This window comes from Roseovarius sp. BRH_c41 (assembly GCF_000961715.1).
Taxonomy (GTDB): Bacteria; Pseudomonadota; Alphaproteobacteria; order Rhodobacterales; family Rhodobacteraceae; genus Roseovarius.
Genome location: NZ_LADY01000053.1, coordinates 154693 through 169981 on the forward strand (window position 1 = coordinate 154693; position 15289 = coordinate 169981).

Sequence of the window (15289 nt, forward strand, 5' to 3'; positions counted from 1 at the left end):
CGCAAATTTCCAACCTTAGGCGTCACACCGCCGATCCCAGTCCAATATTTTAGATATTCCAGACTTTTACCCCTGACTTGCCGTATTCAGCATGCAATACTTGTGAAAACGCAACTTTTTTTAGGCCCCAAAGATGGCGCATGCCGAGATCAAGACCGTGGTGCAATGGGCGAAAGGGACCGATTGGCGCCTCACTCTTCAGCATAGCTGTGACCATCACGCCTTGGTCTGGATCACACGAGGTCAGGGAATCGCCATTATCGACGGGGTGCGGCGCGGCGTGGGCGTGCATAATGCACTGGCCATTCCAGCCGGGACCATGTTCGCGCTCGATCTGGGCAAGACCGGGTTTGGACAGGTCTGCATCCTCCCTGCCGGTGGCCCAATCCTCTTGCCGGATACCGCCCATCATCTGCGCATCCGCGACGTCACCAGCCAGAACGAATTGACCGCAATTCTCGAAGCGATGCAGCGCGAGCAATCTGCCCGCCGCGACTTTATGGACGAGGCGCTGAATGCGCAGGCGCGGATGCTGACCGTCTGGCTGCGCCGCGCCATGATTGCCCAAGGACCGCAAGAGCGCCCCAGTTCCAGCACCCGTCTGATGCAGGCCTATGCCGCCCTCGTTGCCCGCGATTTCACCAGTGGGCGCGCGATGGCGGTCTATGCCCGTGCGCTGGGCGTCACGCCGACCCATCTCACGCGGGTATGCAAGCAGGCTTCCGGCCTCACCGCCGCCGATCTTCTCACCGAACGCAGCTTGCACGCTGCGCGCGACATGTTGGAGGCGGGCGATCTACCGATAGGCCAGATCGCCGCAACCCTTGGCTTTGGCAGCGCTGCCTATTTCTCGCGCTTCGTCTTGCAGCATACCGGCCTTACCCCCTCTGCACTCCGCGCTGGAGCATCCACGCGCAAGCCCGCCGCCCTCGCGACCTGAGCCTCACCTGGCCCACAATGGGTTGCTCTTTATACGCACGCATTATCTAATGTTCAGGACCCGACCAACGACCCTACGAGTCTCCACTCTGCGAAAGCCTCAGATGCCGCGCCAGTTTTCTCACACCGCCACACTCACCGACGCCCGCGCCCTGCGTGAAGGTCAGATGGGTCGACGTGAATTCCTGAGCCGCGCCACCGCCTTCGGCCTCAGCGCAAGTGCCGCCTATGCGCTGGGCGGCCTCACGCGCCCCGCGCAGGCTCAGCCGGCTCCCGCTCAGGGCGGCACACTTCGCATTCAACAGAGTGTCAAAGCCCTCACCGATCCGCGCAGCTATGACTGGAGCGAGCTTGGCAATCAGACCCGCGGCTTTCTCGAGTATCTGGTGGAATATCAGAACGATGGTACATTCACCGGGATGCTGCTCGAGCGCTGGCAGGTGAATGAGGATGCCACCCGCTACCTCTTGCATCTGCGCCCCGGTGTGATCTGGAACAATGGCGATCTCTTCACCGCTCAGGATGTGGCGCGCAATATCGTGCGTTGGTGCGACACCTCTGCGGTGGGCAATTCAATGGCCGGACGCTTTGCCGGTCTGATCGACCCCGGCACCGGACAAGCCCGCGACGGGGGTATCACCGTGCTGGATGATCTGACGGTCGCGCTCAACCTCTCACAGCCCGACATCTCGGTCATCGCCAATATGTCGGACTATCCCGCGGCGATCGTGCATCAGAGCTACGAGGGCGGCGATCCTTTTCTACACGGCATCGGCACCGGTCCATTCCGCCCCGTCAGCCTCGTGCCCGGTGAGCGCTGCATCTTGGAACGTCACCCCGATCATAGCTGGTGGGGCACCGAGATTTTTGGCGGGCCGTGGCTCGACCGGGTGGAATTCATCGACTTTGGCACCAACCCCTCGGGCTGGCTCAGCGCGGCCGAGCGTGGCGACATCGACCTACTCTACGAAACCGTTGGCGATTTCATTGATGCGATGGACGCCATTGGCTGGATCGGCACCCGGACCGAAACCGCCGCCACCACCGTGATCCGCGCCTCTCAGACTGCGCGTATGGTGGGCACCAACCCGTATTTGAACCGCGCCATACGGCGTGCCTTGGCGTTGGCGGTGGACAATGAGATCTGTCTCGAACTTGGCTACGGCGGGCGCGGTACAGTTGCAGCCAATCACCATGTCAGCCCGATCCACCCTGCTTACGCCGATATTGGCCCGGCCTCCTACGACCCCGGCCGCGCCCGCGCCGAGATTGAGGCGGCTGGCCTTCTGGGATTCGAACATGAACTTGTGACCGTCGATGACGAATGGCAGCGCAACACCGGCGATGCGGTTGCGGCGCAATTGCGCGACGCCGGTCTCACCGTGCGCCGCCGTATCCTACCCGGCCCCGAGTTTTGGGCCAACTGGCGCGAGTTTCCCTTTTCAGCGACCCAATGGAACCACCGCCCGCTCGACGTGCAGGTGCTGAGCCTTGCCTATCGCTCAAACGCGGCGTGGAACGAAAGCGGCTTTGCCAATGAAGAGTTTGATGCCCTTCTCGACGAGGCCAATCACCTCGACGATCCCGATCGCCGCCGCGGGATCATGGCCCGGCTACAAACCACCCTGCGCGACGAGGGCGTCATCATCCAACCCTATTGGCGCGCGCTCTATAATCATCATCGGCCGGGGCTGGTAAATGCCGCAAAGCATCCCGCCAACGAAATTCACCTGTACAAAATCGGATTTGCGACCTGAAGCGGACAGATCAGCTTCCCAGAATGACCTTCACGTAATTCCGGGTCTCTTTATAGGGCGGCACACCGCCGTATTTCTGCACGGCGCCGGGCCCAGCATTATAGGCCGCCAAAGCCAGCCGCCACGATCCGAACATGCGATACTGCTCGGCCAGATAGCGCGCCCCGCCCTCGAGATTCTCAAGCGGATCATGCGGATTGACCCCCAGATTGCGCGCCGTCTGTGGCATCAACTGAGCAAGGCCAATCGCCCCTTTGTGCGACCGCGCATCGGCTCGCCAGCCAGACTCCTGTTGCACCAAACGCAGAAAAAGATCCTCGGGTACGCGATAGCGTCGCGCCGCCTGTTTCGCCATCTCGAGATAAGGACCGCGATACGCCCCCCGAAAGGTCGGGGCCAGATCATCCCACATTGTCGGAGTTTTGACGCGCTGCGGCTGCAATCGCACCGAATTGTTGTATTGCTGTCGCGCCCGATTATCCAGAACGCTGGTTTGCGATTTGAAAAGACTGACCCGACTCTTGCTCGACAGCACGTCTGCCTCTGCCACACCCGGTAACATTAGCCCAAAGGCCACAAGCGCGCTTGCGATCCGCTGCATTCCGGTACTGCCCCCATCCGTGTCTCTGCCGGGCACTATAGGCAATCCGGCGCGGAATTCGAGCATTTCTTTTCGCACTTTCCGCAACATCGGCAAGTTTCACCGCATTTATCGACAATTTTAACCTTTCCTTCACGCCAATGCGGTGGTGTAACCGTCAAACGCGAACCACGACATGATTCAAGGAGGGCGCGATGTCCGGCTCTGTCAACAAGGTAATTCTCATCGGCAATCTGGGCCGCGACCCCGAGGTCCGGACCTTTCAGAACGGCGGCAAGGTCTGCAACCTGCGCATCGCCACCTCCGAAACGTGGAAGGACCGCGCCACCGGCGAACGCCGCGAGCGGACCGAATGGCACTCCGTCGCCATCTTCTCCGAAGGGCTGGTGCGCGTCGCCGAGCAATATCTGCGCAAAGGCTCCAAGGTCTATCTTGAGGGCAAGCTGCAGACCCGCAAATGGCAGGATCAGTCAGGGCAGGACAAATATAGCACCGAAATCGTGCTTCAGGGCTTTGACGCCACTCTGGTCATGCTCGATGGCCGCGCTGAGGGCGGGGCTGGCGGTGGTGGTGGCAGCTATGGTGGCGGTCAGGATCAGGGCTACGGCGGTGATTACGGTGGCGACTACGGATCGGCTCCAGCCGCCGCCCCGGCCTCGGGCGGCAGCCGCCCCTCGCGCGACATGGATGACGAAATCCCGTTCTGAATCGGCACGACTTAACCCAGACTTAACGAACCATGCGCTTATGTAGGGCGCATGGATATCCTCTTAACGGACTTCTCTGCCCCCCCTGCTTCGGCGCCACTGCACCAGCAACCGCAGTACGCGCGTGCGCTCCGGGCCTTGGGCGTCACCGTGCAGACTCTGCGCGCCGTTCAGGACGGTCACACCTTGGCACAGGCGCAGGTGGTTGAGCGGCGCATCGGCCCTCTCACCTTTCACTGGATGCCGCGCGGCCCGATCTGGCGATCCAACCTTCCCCCAGCCTCCTGTCATGCCATTCTCTCCGCCTTGCCGCTGGCCTTGCCCCGCGGCCTATGGCTCGCCAATGCCGCGACCGAGGCGGACGGCGATCAGCTTGCCGCCCAAGGTTACCGGGCGCTCATCCCCGGTCAGACCCTTGCCGAACTGGACCTGCGCCCGCCACAGGCGATGCGACTGGCCGCGCAGCATGGCAAATGGCGCAACCGACTGCGCCACGCGCAAGCGGCAGGGCTTGTGATCATCGAAACCTCGTTTGACCCCAATCGGCACAGCGCCCTCTTGCGACAAGAGGCCGTTCAGCAGCGCACATGCCGTTACCGCGCCCTGCCACTGGCCTTTACCCTCGCCTATGCGGCGCAAAACCCGGGCACTGTTCAGGTCTGGTCCGCCCACCACAAGGCTGAGAGCATCGCGCATCTGCTGATCCTCACCCATGGCGACACCGCGACCTATCACATCGGCTGGACCGGCTCAGAGGGGCGCCGCCTCTCGGCGCATACACTCCTGCTTTGGGAGGCCGCGACTGCACTGGCAGACCGGGGCATCGTCCGGCTCGATCTCGGTCCCGCCGACAGTGTGCAATCCCCCGGCCTCGCCCGCTTCAAACTTGGCAGCGGTGCCTTGGCACAGCGCCTCGGGCCGAGTATGCTGGCGTGGCCCCGCGCTGTGCCTCTGTTCCCAAAGCGACACAAGCACGCGGCATGATACGGCCACAGGGGCGCTTTGCCTCTGGTCATTCCGCGCTGCGGCGTATAGGGCGCAGGCGAACAATATCAGGACACGTCCCCCATGGATCTGCGCAATATCGCCATCATCGCTCACGTCGACCACGGCAAAACCACGCTTGTGGACGAATTGCTGAAACAGTCGGGCTCGTTCCGCGCCAACCAATCCGTCGATGAACGTGCCATGGACAGCAACGATCTGGAACGCGAACGGGGCATCACGATTTTCGCAAAGCCGACGAGCGTTCTCTACAAGAAGACCCGCATCAATATCGTCGACACCCCCGGCCACGCCGATTTCGGTGGCGAGGTGGAGCGGATTCTATCCATGGTCGATGGCGTTGTCCTGCTTGTCGATGCCGCCGAAGGCCCGATGCCGCAAACAAAATTCGTCACCGCCAAGGCGTTGCGCCTCGGGCTGCGCCCCATCGTCGTACTCAACAAAGTCGACAAACCCGATGCCGAGCCTGACCGTGCGCTCAACGAATGCTTTGATCTCTTCGCGTCGCTCGACGCCAATGATGATCAGCTCGACTTTCCGCATATGTATGCCTCGGGCCGCTCCGGTTGGGCCGATCACGAGTTGGACGGCCCACGCAAGGATCTGACCGCCCTCTTTGATCTGATCCTCAACCATGTGCCTGCGCCCCGACAGATTGCACATATTGACGAAGATTTCCGCATGCTGGCCACAACGCTTGGGGCCGATCCCTTTGTTGGACGTCTGCTCACCGGCCGCGTCGAATCGGGCCGCCTCAAGGTGGGCCAGACCGTTCAGGCCCTGAGCCGCATCGGCCAAAAGATCGAACAGTTCCGGGTGACCCGCATCCAGGCTTTCCGCGGCCTTGCCAGCCAAGACATCGAAGAAGCGACCGCTGGCGATATCGTCAGCCTTGCAGGGATGACCAAGGCGACGGTCGCCGACACGATCTGCGCCCTCGCCGTCGAAACCCCGATCAAGGCACAACCGATTGATCCGCCCACCATCACCGTGACCTTCGGCATCAACGACAGCCCCCTCGCCGGTCGCGAAGGTAAAAAAGTCCAGAGCCGGGTGATCCGCGAACGTCTGATGAAAGAGGCGGAATCAAACGTCGCCATCAAAGTCACCGACACACCGGGTGGCGACGCCTTCGAGGTGGCCGGACGCGGTGAATTGCAGATGGGCGTGCTGATCGAAAACATGCGCCGCGAAGGCTTTGAGCTCAGCATTTCCCGCCCACAAGTGCTCATGCGCGAAGGCGAGAACGGCGAGCGGCTGGAACCGATCGAAGAAGTCACCATCGACGTTGACGACGAATATACCGGTGCCGTGATCGAGAAAATCACCGGGCCCAGGCGCGGCGATCTGGTCGAGATGAAACCCTCGGGTGCGGGCAAGACCCGCATCATCGCCCATGTGCCCTCGCGCGGGCTCATCGGTTATCATGGCGAATTCCTCACCGACACGCGCGGCACCGGCGTGCTCAACCGCGTGTTCCATTCCTGGGCACCGCATCGCGGCCCGATCCCCGGACGTCGCGCAGGCGTGCTCATCTCTATGGAAAACGGCGAGGCGGTGGCCTATGCCCTGTGGAATCTCGAGGAACGCGGCCGCATGTTCCTCGGCCCGCAGGCCAAAATCTATACCGGCATGATCATCGGCGAGCATAGCCGCGACAATGACCTGGAAGTGAACCCCCTCAAGGGCAAAAAACTGACCAACGTCCGCGCCTCCGGTACGGATGAGGCGGTGCGCCTGACCACTCCGATCACCATGAGCCTGGAAGAGGCGATTGCCTATGTCGATGACGACGAGTTGGTCGAGGTGACGCCGCAATCCATCCGCCTGCGCAAACGCTATCTCGACCCACACGAGCGCAAGCGCATGTCGAAAAAGGACTAGAACCTGATCGCCCCGGCCCTGCGCCGGGGCTTTTGCTTTCAGGGGACGATGCTGAAACGCCCGACGGGGATCAGCCCCTCTGGCCCACGCCGCGTCATGATAATCTCGCCCGATCCCACACCGAGCCCAGTCAGCGCGGTAATGTTGACCTGATGGGTCACGATCAGCACCCGCGCCGCCTCTGGCAGCGCGTCGATCAGGCGCAACGTCGCCGCTGTCTGCCCTTCCGGATCGCCCTGCCCCGCGTAAAAGGAATCAAGCGGTGGCTGTTCCCTGACCGCGCCCATTTCCATCAACGCGGCCGTGTCCAACGCCCTGCACCAGCGGCTTGACCAGACATGATCAAACGCGATTCCCGCCGCCCGCAACGCTGCTCCTGTCTCCTGCGCCTGCGCCCGCCCCCGCGCATCCAGATTGCGTTGCGTCGCACAATCCCTCAAACGAAACGCCGCCGGATCACCCGTTCCCGGTGCCAAGGCATGCCGCATCAGCGCCACTCCCCCCGGGGCCATGAGTGCGGACAGGTCCTGCGCGCCCGCTAAACTGCCCGCAACGACCAACCAAACTGTCAATAAAACCCGCATCGCCCGCTCCTGTCGCGCGACAAGAGGTAGGGCCGGACGGCAGGCGGTCCAGCTTATTCGGTGATTTCGACGATCACCAACTCCCGCTCAGACGCTCCCCGCGCATGATCCAGCGCGGCTTGATATTCGGCGCTGTGATAGCACGTCTCTGCCGCCTCGACGCTCGGAAAACGTGCCACCACATTGCGCGGCCGTTCCTTGCCCTCAAGCTGCACAAACCGCCCCCCGCGCGCGATGAATTCCCCGCCATGTTTGGCAATCGCCGGACCAGCAAGCGCCGCATAGCGGCCATAGGCTTCGGCATCGGTCACGGTCACATGGGCAATCCAGAGGGCTGGCATAGGGTAAAACTCCTGTCTCTAAAGTCAGATACCATCCACAAGGACGATATCGCGTTCGCTGCTGCTCATCGCAATTGGCAATATCCGCCTGTAGGCGTCAGACCCATACCAGTCCAGCGCGGTCGCCCGATCGGGAAACTCGATGATGACATGCCGGTCCGGGCAGATCCCTTCCAGCACATCCTGAACCCCGCCCTTGGCCAGAAACCGCCCGCCAAACTTTTCGGCTGTGGCCACGGTCTGACTGGCATAGGTCTGATAATCCTGCGGATTCGTCACCGTGATCCGGGCAATGATATAGGCGCTCATTCAACCTCCCTAGGAGGTAAAGACCCCCTCTATGATCCCGGTGGCCGCCGCAATCGCGGCCTCGGCCCCGTCCATGCTCGTGCCGCCGCCCTGCGCCATGTCGGGTCGCCCACCGCCACCCTTGCCACCCAGTTCGACCACCGCCACGCGCACCATCTCGACCGCCGAGAGCCGACCGGTTAAATCGTCGGTGACACCCGCCGCAACTGCCACCTTGCCGCCGGTATCGGCAATAAGCAAGACCGCACCCGAGCCAAGCCGCGCCTTATGTTCGTCAATCAGGGGGGGCAAATCCTTGCCCTGCACGCCTGTCATCACCTGAGCGATCAGCTTGACACCGCCTACGTCCCGCGCTTCTACGGTGCCGCCCTGTGCCGCACCTCCGGACATTGCCAATTCGCGGCGCAGCTGCGCCACCTCGTTGGCCAGCGCCCGGCGCTCGTCCATCAGCGCCTTGACACGGTCCGCCACATCCTCTGGCCGGGCTTTCAACTCCGAGGCCACCTGCCCCAGACGCGCTGCCTGACCGCTCAGATAGTCGAATGCCGCCGCTCCGGTCAGCGCCTCGATTCGCCGCACGCCAGCACTCGACGCCGCATCTCCGAGCGCGACAAAGACGCCGATATCACCCGTGCGCCGCACATGCGTGCCGCCACACAGCTCGATCGAATAGGTCCGACCATCGGCGCCCTTGCCCGATCCCGCCTCAGCGCCCATCGACACGACGCGCACCTCATCGCCGTATTTCTCGCCAAAGAGCGCCTGCGCCCCGAGGGCCCGTGCATCATCTGGCGTCATGATCCGCGTCTCGACCGGTGCATTCTGGCGGATAAACTCATTCACTTCGCTTTCGACCCGCTCCAACTCGGCGGTACTCAACGCCTTGGCATGGCTGAAATCAAACCGCAGCCGATCCTCTGCATTCAACGATCCGCGCTGCGCCACGTGCTCTCCAAGCGCCTTGCGCAGCGCCTCATGCAGCAAATGCGTCGCCGAATGATTGGCCCGGATCGCGTTGCGTCGGCTGTGATCCACTTCCAGCTTGACGCTCATCCCAACGCCCAGCCGTCCCTCATCCGGCGTAAACAGGTGACCAAAGAGACCACCCGGAAATTTCTTGGTGTCTGAAATAGAGCCACTCACTGCTTTCCCAACCAGACGCCCCTGGTCACCGACTTGCCCGCCGGACTCCGCGTAAAAGGGGGTCTGGTTAAAGATCACCCAACCTGTTCCACCCGGCTCAATCGCATCGACCCGTTTCCCCTCGGACACAATGGCAACCACCTGCGCCTCAGAGACCTCGGTATCGTAGCCCAGAAAATCCGTTGCGCTCACCTGTTCGGAAATATCAAACCATACGGCCTGATCCGCAGCCTCACCTGTGCCCGACCACGCCGCTCGTGCCTTGGCCTTCTGCTCGGCCATCGCCGCGTCAAACCCGGCAGTATCCACCTCGCGCCCCTTTTCGCGCAGCGCATCCTGCGTGAGATCAAGCGGAAACCCATACGTGTCATAGAGCTTGAACGCCGTCGCCCCCGGCAGGGCCGCGGAGTCATCCAGCGCCGTCAACTCGTCATCAAGCAGACGCAAACCCCGTTCCAGCGTTTGTTTGAAGCGCGTCTCTTCCAAGCGCAGCGTTTCTTCGATCATCGCCTGTGCGCGACCCAATTCTGGAAAGGCCTGTCCCATCTGCGCAACCAAGGCCGGCACGAGCCGGTACATCACCGGATCCTTGGCGCCCAGCATATGCGCATGCCGCATCGCGCGACGCATGATCCGGCGCAGCACATAACCGCGCCCCTCATTCGACGGCATGACGCCATCCGCCATGAGGAATGAGGTCGAGCGCAGGTGATCCGCAATCACCCGGTGATGCACGCGGCCCGGTCCATCCGGATCTTGGCTCGTGGCATGCGCGCTGGCCTCGATCAGACTGCGCATGAGGTCGGTGTCGTAATTGTCGTGCTTGCCCTGCAAGAGCGCCCCGATCCGCTCTAGCCCCATACCCGTGTCGATCGACTGCATGTCGAGCGCGCGCATGGTGCCATCCTCAAACCGCTCATTCTGCATGAAAACGAGGTTCCAGATTTCGATGAACCGGTCGCCATCCTCCTCCGCGCTGCCCGGAGGGCCGCCCCAAATACTGTCCCCATGATCATAGAAAATCTCGGTACAGGGGCCGCAGGGACCGGTCGGTCCCATCGACCAGAAATTGTCATCCGTCTTGATCCGGATGATCCGATCATCGCTGAGGCCCGCGTATTTTTTCCAGATGGTCGCCGCCTCATCATCCGTATGATAAACCGTGACCAGAAGCTTTGATTTGTCGATCCCAAAATCTTTGGTCAGCAGGTCCCACGCATAGGGGATCGCCTGCTCCTTGAAATAATCGCCAAAACTGAAATTGCCCAACATCTCGAAAAACGTGTGATGCCGCGCGGTATAGCCGACATTGTCCAAATCATTGTGCTTGCCGCCCGCGCGCACGCATTTCTGGCTGGTCGTGGCCCGCACATACTCGCGATGCTCCACCCCTGTGAAACAGTTCTTGAACTGGACCATACCGGAATTGGTGAACATCAGCGTCGGATCGTTACGCGGCACCAAGGGCGAACTCTCGACAACGCGGTGATCGTTGCGTTCGAAAAAACTCAGAAAGGTCGAACGGATTTCATTCAGCGTGGGCATGGGTATCTCTTTCCGGGGCGAGTGTGTGGCCTGCGTCTTGCTGATTTAACGGGGCCGCCGGACCATGTCCACCGCAAGAAAAAGGCCCAAGCATCGCCCGGGCCCCGTGGTGCTCTTGGCAGAGGCAATCAGGCCTCCATGATATCACCGTCATCCGTCCCTTCGGACATGTGAAAGTCCAATCCATGCGAGGCACGGATCTTGTCTTCGATCTCCAGAGCGGTGGCGGGATTGTCGCGAAGATAGGTCTTGGCGTTTTCCCGCCCCTGACCGATCCGCTCATCGCCATAACTGTACCAACTGCCAGATTTCTCGACCACGCCCGCCTTGACGCCCATGTCGACCAACTCACCCGTCTTGCTGATGCCCTCGCCATACATGATGTCGAATTCAACCTGCTTAAACGGCGGGGCAACCTTGTTCTTGACGACCTTGACCCGGGTTGCATTGCCCACGATTTCATCCCGATCCTTGACCGCCCCGATACGCCGGATATCAAGCCGCACCGAACTGTAGAATTTCAGCGCATTGCCGCCCGTGGTGGTCTCGGGACTGCCGAACATCACGCCGATCTTCATACGAATCTGATTGATAAAGATCACAGTACAGTTCGTCCGGCTGATGGATCCGGTCAATTTGCGCATCGCTTGGCTCATGAGGCGCGCGTGTACGCCCACGCTGCTGTCGCCCATCTCGCCTTCCAGTTCGGATTTAGGGGTCAAAGCGGCAACCGAATCCACGACGATCATGCTGACCGCGCCCGAGCGCACCAATGTATCGACAATCTCCAGCGCCTGTTCCCCGGTATCTGGCTGCGAAATCAGCAACTCATCCAGATCAACCCCCAGCTTGCGGGCATAGATCGGATCCAGCGCGTGCTCTGCATCCACAAAGGCGCAAACCCCGCCCTTCTTTTGCTCTTCCGCCACGCAATGCAGTGTTAGCGTGGTCTTGCCAGAGCTTTCAGGGCCATAAACCTCGACAATCCGGCCCTTGGGAATACCGCCGATACCAAGCGCGATGTCCAGCCCGAGTGATCCGGTCGATGTCGACTCGATATCCTTGATGGGATTTTCACCGCCCAACTTCATGATAGAGCCTTTGCCGAACTGCCGTTCGATCTGCGCCAACGCACTGTCGAGCGCCTTTTGCTTGTCCGCGTTCCGCTTGTTATCCATGGAGAGAAGATCTGCCGTTGCCATTTGTTCGGTCCCTTATTCCACACCCTGCCGCGGGCGGCAATGATTGCCTGTGTTCGCCTCTTGTTCCCGCATCTTATGAGGACAAAGAGAGAACATTTCAAGAAAATTCTGGTGACTCCACTTTCCCGCACAACAATTAACAAGTAGTTTAAGCGGATCTAAATTGTCGGAACGGACCCCAAGAGGCGCATATGCTGGTTTTTTCCAAAGCAAGGCTGGTGCTCTTGTCGGTGCCCAAGACCGGAAGCACCGCCTATGAAGCGGCGCTCGCTCCTCTGGCCGCGATCGTCGTGTCAGCCCCGCCCGAGCTCAAACACGCGCCCGTGTTTCGCTACAATCGATTCTTTCGCCCGATGATCGACCGCTTTTTCGAAGGCAGCTTTGACGTCGCCGCAGTCATGCGCCAACCGCTGGACTGGCTCGGAAGCTGGTATCGCTATCGCCAACGGCCCGAAATGACAGGCCATCCCAATAGCACCCAAGGGCTCTCCTTTGACGACTTTGTTACCGCTTATTGCTCCGGCGATCAGCCCGATTTCGCGCGCGTCGGCAGCCAGGCCAAATTTCTGGAACCACAGCGCAACGGTGCTTGTGTCACACATCTCTTCCGCTACGAGGACCAATCGGGTCTGCGCCACTTTCTTGATACGCGGCTGGGCACAAGCATTGCACCCCAGACCCTCAATCTCTCTCCAAAAGTGCCGCTATCGCTGGCTCCTGACATTGAGGCACGGTTGCGCCGCAAATTTTCTGAGGATTTCTCACTTTGGGACGGGATTGGCTCAGCCGGAGCCTATACGCCGATGCGTGCCAGATCAAAGCCGGATACGCCCGCCTGACGCCCGTCTGACTCCCGCCGTCGCCCCAACTTCTTCGGTTGGTCTGCGCCTGGTCCAACAAGAGCGAGACGCGCTCACTCAGATCATTTGGCGCAGCACGATTTCCGTCAGCTCATTGAGAGAGAACGGTTTCGGCAGAAAGACGGAATTGGGAATGCGCGCCTGGGTGTCACCAAAGGTTTCCTCAGCATAGCCGGACATGAAGACAACGCGCGCCTTTGGCCGTGACGTCAAAGCACGGCGCACCCAGCCCGGTCCGTCAATCCCGGGCATAACCACATCGGTCACAAACACATCCACATGCAGGGTCGCATCCTCGAGAATCTCGAGCGCATCTTCGGCGGATTCGGCCTCCATCACCGTGAAACCGCGCAATTGTAACGCCCGGCTGGCAAAGGCGCGTACCGGGGCCTCATCCTCAACCAACAGAACCACGCCGCTGCCTTGCGACTCGGACGCCAACGGCAGAGAGGATTGCATCACAACCTTTTCCGCGCCCACATGTGCCGGAAAGAGCAGTTGAAAACAGGTGCCCTCCCCCTGCTTGCTATCAACAAAGATAAACCCTCCTGTTTGCTTCACGATGCCATAGGCCGTAGACAAACCGAGGCCCGTCCCCTCTCCGGTGCGTTTCGTGGTAAAAAAAGGTTCAAACACCTTTTGCAACTTGTCCGGGGCAATGCCGACCCCTGCATCACTGACCCGAACAGACACATAGCTTCCTGGCAACACCACCGCCCGGTCCCGCATCATCGGTTCAGTCAGCACCAAATTCTGAGTAACAATCCGAATTTCGCCCCCCATTGGCATCGCATCACGCGAATTGACGACCAAGTTCATTAAGACCTGTTCCAATTGCCGCTTGTCTGCGCGAATCGGCGACAAGGTCGGATCATGGCTGAGCGAGAGTGATACCTTTTCCCCCACCAATCGGTTGAGCAGATGCGTGAGATCCGACAAGGTATCGCGCAGGTCGATCACCTGCGGCCGCAGCGTCTGTTTGCGGGAATAGGCCAGCAATTGACTCACCAACGCCGCCGCGCGATTGGCATTCTGATTGACCTGCATGAGATCGCTGTAATCCGGATCACCCTGATCATGGCGTAGGAGCAACAGGTCACAATGCCCGGAAATAGCCGTCAAAAGATTGTTGAAATCATGCGCGATGCCGCCGGCGAGTTGCCCAATTGCCTGCATTTTCTGACTCTGGACAAACTGCGCCTCGAGCGATTTCAAGGCCGTCGCGTCAGTCAACACCGCAATCAGCACCACCGCACCGGCATCCATCGCCCGGTTCAGCGTCACCTGCACGAACATCTCTCGATCGTCGCGCCGAACCCTCAAAAACTCGGAATGAACAGTGCCGCGTCCCGTCGCCACATCACTCAGCCAATCCGTGATCGACCGGCCCAAGCCCTCCAACATATCGCTCAGGGCAAGCCCAGCAACGCTCTCGACCCCCAATACCTCTCGGGCTGGTCGGTTGGACAACTGGATCGTGCCATCTGCAGCCAGTTTCAGAAGGGGCACCGGCAACTCGTCAAAGAACGCCCAGCCATCCGGTGGCCGCTCTGGCCCCTGCACGCCGGGCAACAGGAACACCTCTCGCCGCCCGGCCATGCCTTCGCGTTCGACCACAAGACAGGGCACCGGCCCGTCCGGCGTCGCGATGTCATTAATCTGTCCAGACTTCAGAGGCAGGTTTCCGCAAATCCGGCTGAGCGCGCGCGCCCGCTCTCCGACCAGATCACGAGCGGCAGAGTTCATGTAAAGGACGGCATCGTTGCGCCCCACCGTCAGCATCGGCAATGGATGCGCCTCTGACTCTCGGGTGGCATGATCCGCCGATCTCTCGATTCGCCACAGGAAATGCGACTCGCCGCTGCGGTGCACACTGATCCGCACATGTCCCGCGCGGGTCACAAGATCCTCGACGGCCGCTCCCTTTGCCAAAGCGCGGGTTTCCATCCGAAAAAGAATGGCTCCCGGATTTGCCAAAATTTGTCGCAAGGCGCTCGTCAGCGTCGTTGCCCGCTCCGCATCCAATGTCCGGCGCGCCGCGGCATTGACGTAAAGCAGACGCCCCTCAACCTCTGCCAGAACCGAGGGCACCGGGTCTGCCTCCAGCATCAGCGCCGCTTGCCCTGAGGTATCACGCCGATGCCCCTGTGCATGTCGGTTGATCATCACAACCCAAAGCGCCACGAGACCCAAGGTTGCGCCGACCAGCCACAAGAGCCATTGCGCCTGCCCCCGCGGAACAATGAGAGCAGTCGCCCCAAAAAGAACCGCCGCCAACATCATGAAACCTGCACGCGGCCCAAGCCGCTGAGCGGCCTGATGAAAGGGACCACCCGAATAGGGGATGAACGCCACGCCGGTCCCTCACTTTACAATTCTTCCACCTCTTTATCGGGTGAAAGCCTTAAGTGA

General features: G+C 60.8%; 13 protein-coding genes. 6 read left to right on the forward strand and 7 right to left on the reverse strand.

What is annotated here, in order from left to right:
* Positions 1 to 133 precede the first annotated feature (133 nt).
* Complete coding sequence (locus tag VR71_RS16010) at positions 134 to 940, forward strand: AraC family transcriptional regulator (RefSeq protein ID WP_045685740.1); 807 nt, start codon at positions 134 to 136, stop codon at positions 938 to 940.
* Between the two features lie 103 nt (positions 941 to 1043).
* Positions 1044 to 2696, forward strand: coding sequence for an ABC transporter substrate-binding protein (locus VR71_RS16015; RefSeq protein ID WP_045685741.1), 1653 nt, complete (start codon positions 1044 to 1046; stop codon positions 2694 to 2696).
* 10 nt (positions 2697 to 2706) lie between these two features.
* On the opposite strand, the gene VR71_RS16020 is transcribed toward VR71_RS16015, so the two are convergent.
* Positions 2707 to 3297, reverse strand: a complete 591-nt coding sequence (locus VR71_RS16020; RefSeq protein ID WP_045685742.1) for a lytic transglycosylase domain-containing protein — start codon at positions 3295 to 3297, stop codon at positions 2707 to 2709.
* A gap of 194 nt (positions 3298 to 3491) precedes the next feature.
* On the opposite strand from VR71_RS16020, the gene VR71_RS16025 reads away from it, so the two are divergent.
* From VR71_RS16025 to typA, 3 genes are all read left to right on the forward strand, one after another.
* Positions 3492 to 4004: a single-stranded DNA-binding protein gene (locus VR71_RS16025; RefSeq protein ID WP_009818980.1), complete on the forward strand. Its 513-nt coding sequence runs from the start codon at positions 3492 to 3494 to the stop codon at positions 4002 to 4004.
* Between the two features lie 51 nt (positions 4005 to 4055).
* On the forward strand, positions 4056 to 4988 hold the full coding sequence (locus VR71_RS16030; protein WP_045685743.1) for a GNAT family N-acetyltransferase: 933 nt from the start codon (positions 4056 to 4058) through the stop codon (positions 4986 to 4988).
* A gap of 84 nt (positions 4989 to 5072) precedes the next feature.
* Complete coding sequence (gene typA / locus VR71_RS16035) at positions 5073 to 6893, forward strand: translational GTPase TypA (RefSeq protein ID WP_009818982.1); 1821 nt, start codon at positions 5073 to 5075, stop codon at positions 6891 to 6893.
* Positions 6894 to 6931: 38 nt separating this feature from the next.
* On the opposite strand, the gene VR71_RS16040 is transcribed toward typA, so the two are convergent.
* From VR71_RS16040 to recA, 5 genes are all read right to left on the reverse strand, one after another.
* Positions 6932 to 7477, reverse strand: coding sequence for a histidine phosphatase family protein (locus VR71_RS16040; protein ID WP_045685744.1), 546 nt, complete (start codon positions 7475 to 7477; stop codon positions 6932 to 6934).
* Positions 7478 to 7530: 53 nt separating this feature from the next.
* On the reverse strand, positions 7531 to 7818 hold the full coding sequence (locus tag VR71_RS16045; RefSeq protein ID WP_009818984.1) for a DUF1330 domain-containing protein: 288 nt from the start codon (positions 7816 to 7818) through the stop codon (positions 7531 to 7533).
* 24 nt (positions 7819 to 7842) lie between these two features.
* On the reverse strand, positions 7843 to 8127 hold the full coding sequence (locus VR71_RS16050) for a DUF1330 domain-containing protein (RefSeq protein WP_009818985.1): 285 nt from the start codon (positions 8125 to 8127) through the stop codon (positions 7843 to 7845).
* Positions 8128 to 8136: 9 nt separating this feature from the next.
* Positions 8137 to 10815, reverse strand: coding sequence for an alanine--tRNA ligase (gene alaS, locus VR71_RS16055; RefSeq protein ID WP_009818986.1), 2679 nt, complete (start codon positions 10813 to 10815; stop codon positions 8137 to 8139).
* A 128-nt stretch (positions 10816 to 10943) separates the two neighbouring features.
* Complete coding sequence (gene recA / locus VR71_RS16060; RefSeq protein WP_009818987.1) at positions 10944 to 12017, reverse strand: recombinase RecA; 1074 nt, start codon at positions 12015 to 12017, stop codon at positions 10944 to 10946.
* 191 nt (positions 12018 to 12208) lie between these two features.
* On the opposite strand from recA, the gene VR71_RS16065 reads away from it, so the two are divergent.
* On the forward strand, positions 12209 to 12856 hold the full coding sequence (locus VR71_RS16065; protein WP_009818988.1) for a hypothetical protein: 648 nt from the start codon (positions 12209 to 12211) through the stop codon (positions 12854 to 12856).
* A 78-nt stretch (positions 12857 to 12934) separates the two neighbouring features.
* Here the strand turns inward: VR71_RS16065 and VR71_RS16070 are convergent, their stop codons facing one another.
* Positions 12935 to 15232 carry an ATP-binding protein gene (locus VR71_RS16070; protein WP_045685745.1) on the reverse strand — a complete coding sequence of 766 codons (2298 nt, stop codon included), beginning with the start codon at positions 15230 to 15232 and terminating at the stop codon, positions 12935 to 12937.
* Positions 15233 to 15289: the final 57 nt, after the last annotated feature.

What these genes read in the sequence shown, in the direction of transcription:
- VR71_RS16010 (WP_045685740.1), top strand. Translation starts at nt 134, where the DNA reads ATGGCGCATGCCGAGATCAAGACCGTGGTGCAATGGGCGAAAGGGACC.
- VR71_RS16015 (WP_045685741.1), top strand. Translation starts at nt 1,044, where the DNA reads ATGCCGCGCCAGTTTTCTCACACCGCCACACTCACCGACGCCCGCGCC.
- VR71_RS16020 (WP_045685742.1), bottom strand. Translation starts at nt 3,297, where the DNA reads ATGCAGCGGATCGCAAGCGCGCTTGTGGCCTTTGGGCTAATGTTACCG.
- VR71_RS16025 (WP_009818980.1), top strand. Translation starts at nt 3,492, where the DNA reads ATGTCCGGCTCTGTCAACAAGGTAATTCTCATCGGCAATCTGGGCCGC.
- VR71_RS16030 (WP_045685743.1), top strand. Translation starts at nt 4,056, where the DNA reads ATGGATATCCTCTTAACGGACTTCTCTGCCCCCCCTGCTTCGGCGCCA.
- typA (WP_009818982.1), top strand. Translation starts at nt 5,073, where the DNA reads ATGGATCTGCGCAATATCGCCATCATCGCTCACGTCGACCACGGCAAA.
- VR71_RS16040 (WP_045685744.1), bottom strand. Translation starts at nt 7,477, where the DNA reads ATGCGGGTTTTATTGACAGTTTGGTTGGTCGTTGCGGGCAGTTTAGCG.
- VR71_RS16045 (WP_009818984.1), bottom strand. Translation starts at nt 7,818, where the DNA reads ATGCCAGCCCTCTGGATTGCCCATGTGACCGTGACCGATGCCGAAGCC.
- VR71_RS16050 (WP_009818985.1), bottom strand. Translation starts at nt 8,127, where the DNA reads ATGAGCGCCTATATCATTGCCCGGATCACGGTGACGAATCCGCAGGAT.
- alaS (WP_009818986.1), bottom strand. Translation starts at nt 10,815, where the DNA reads ATGCCCACGCTGAATGAAATCCGTTCGACCTTTCTGAGTTTTTTCGAA.
- recA (WP_009818987.1), bottom strand. Translation starts at nt 12,017, where the DNA reads ATGGCAACGGCAGATCTTCTCTCCATGGATAACAAGCGGAACGCGGAC.
- VR71_RS16065 (WP_009818988.1), top strand. Translation starts at nt 12,209, where the DNA reads ATGCTGGTTTTTTCCAAAGCAAGGCTGGTGCTCTTGTCGGTGCCCAAG.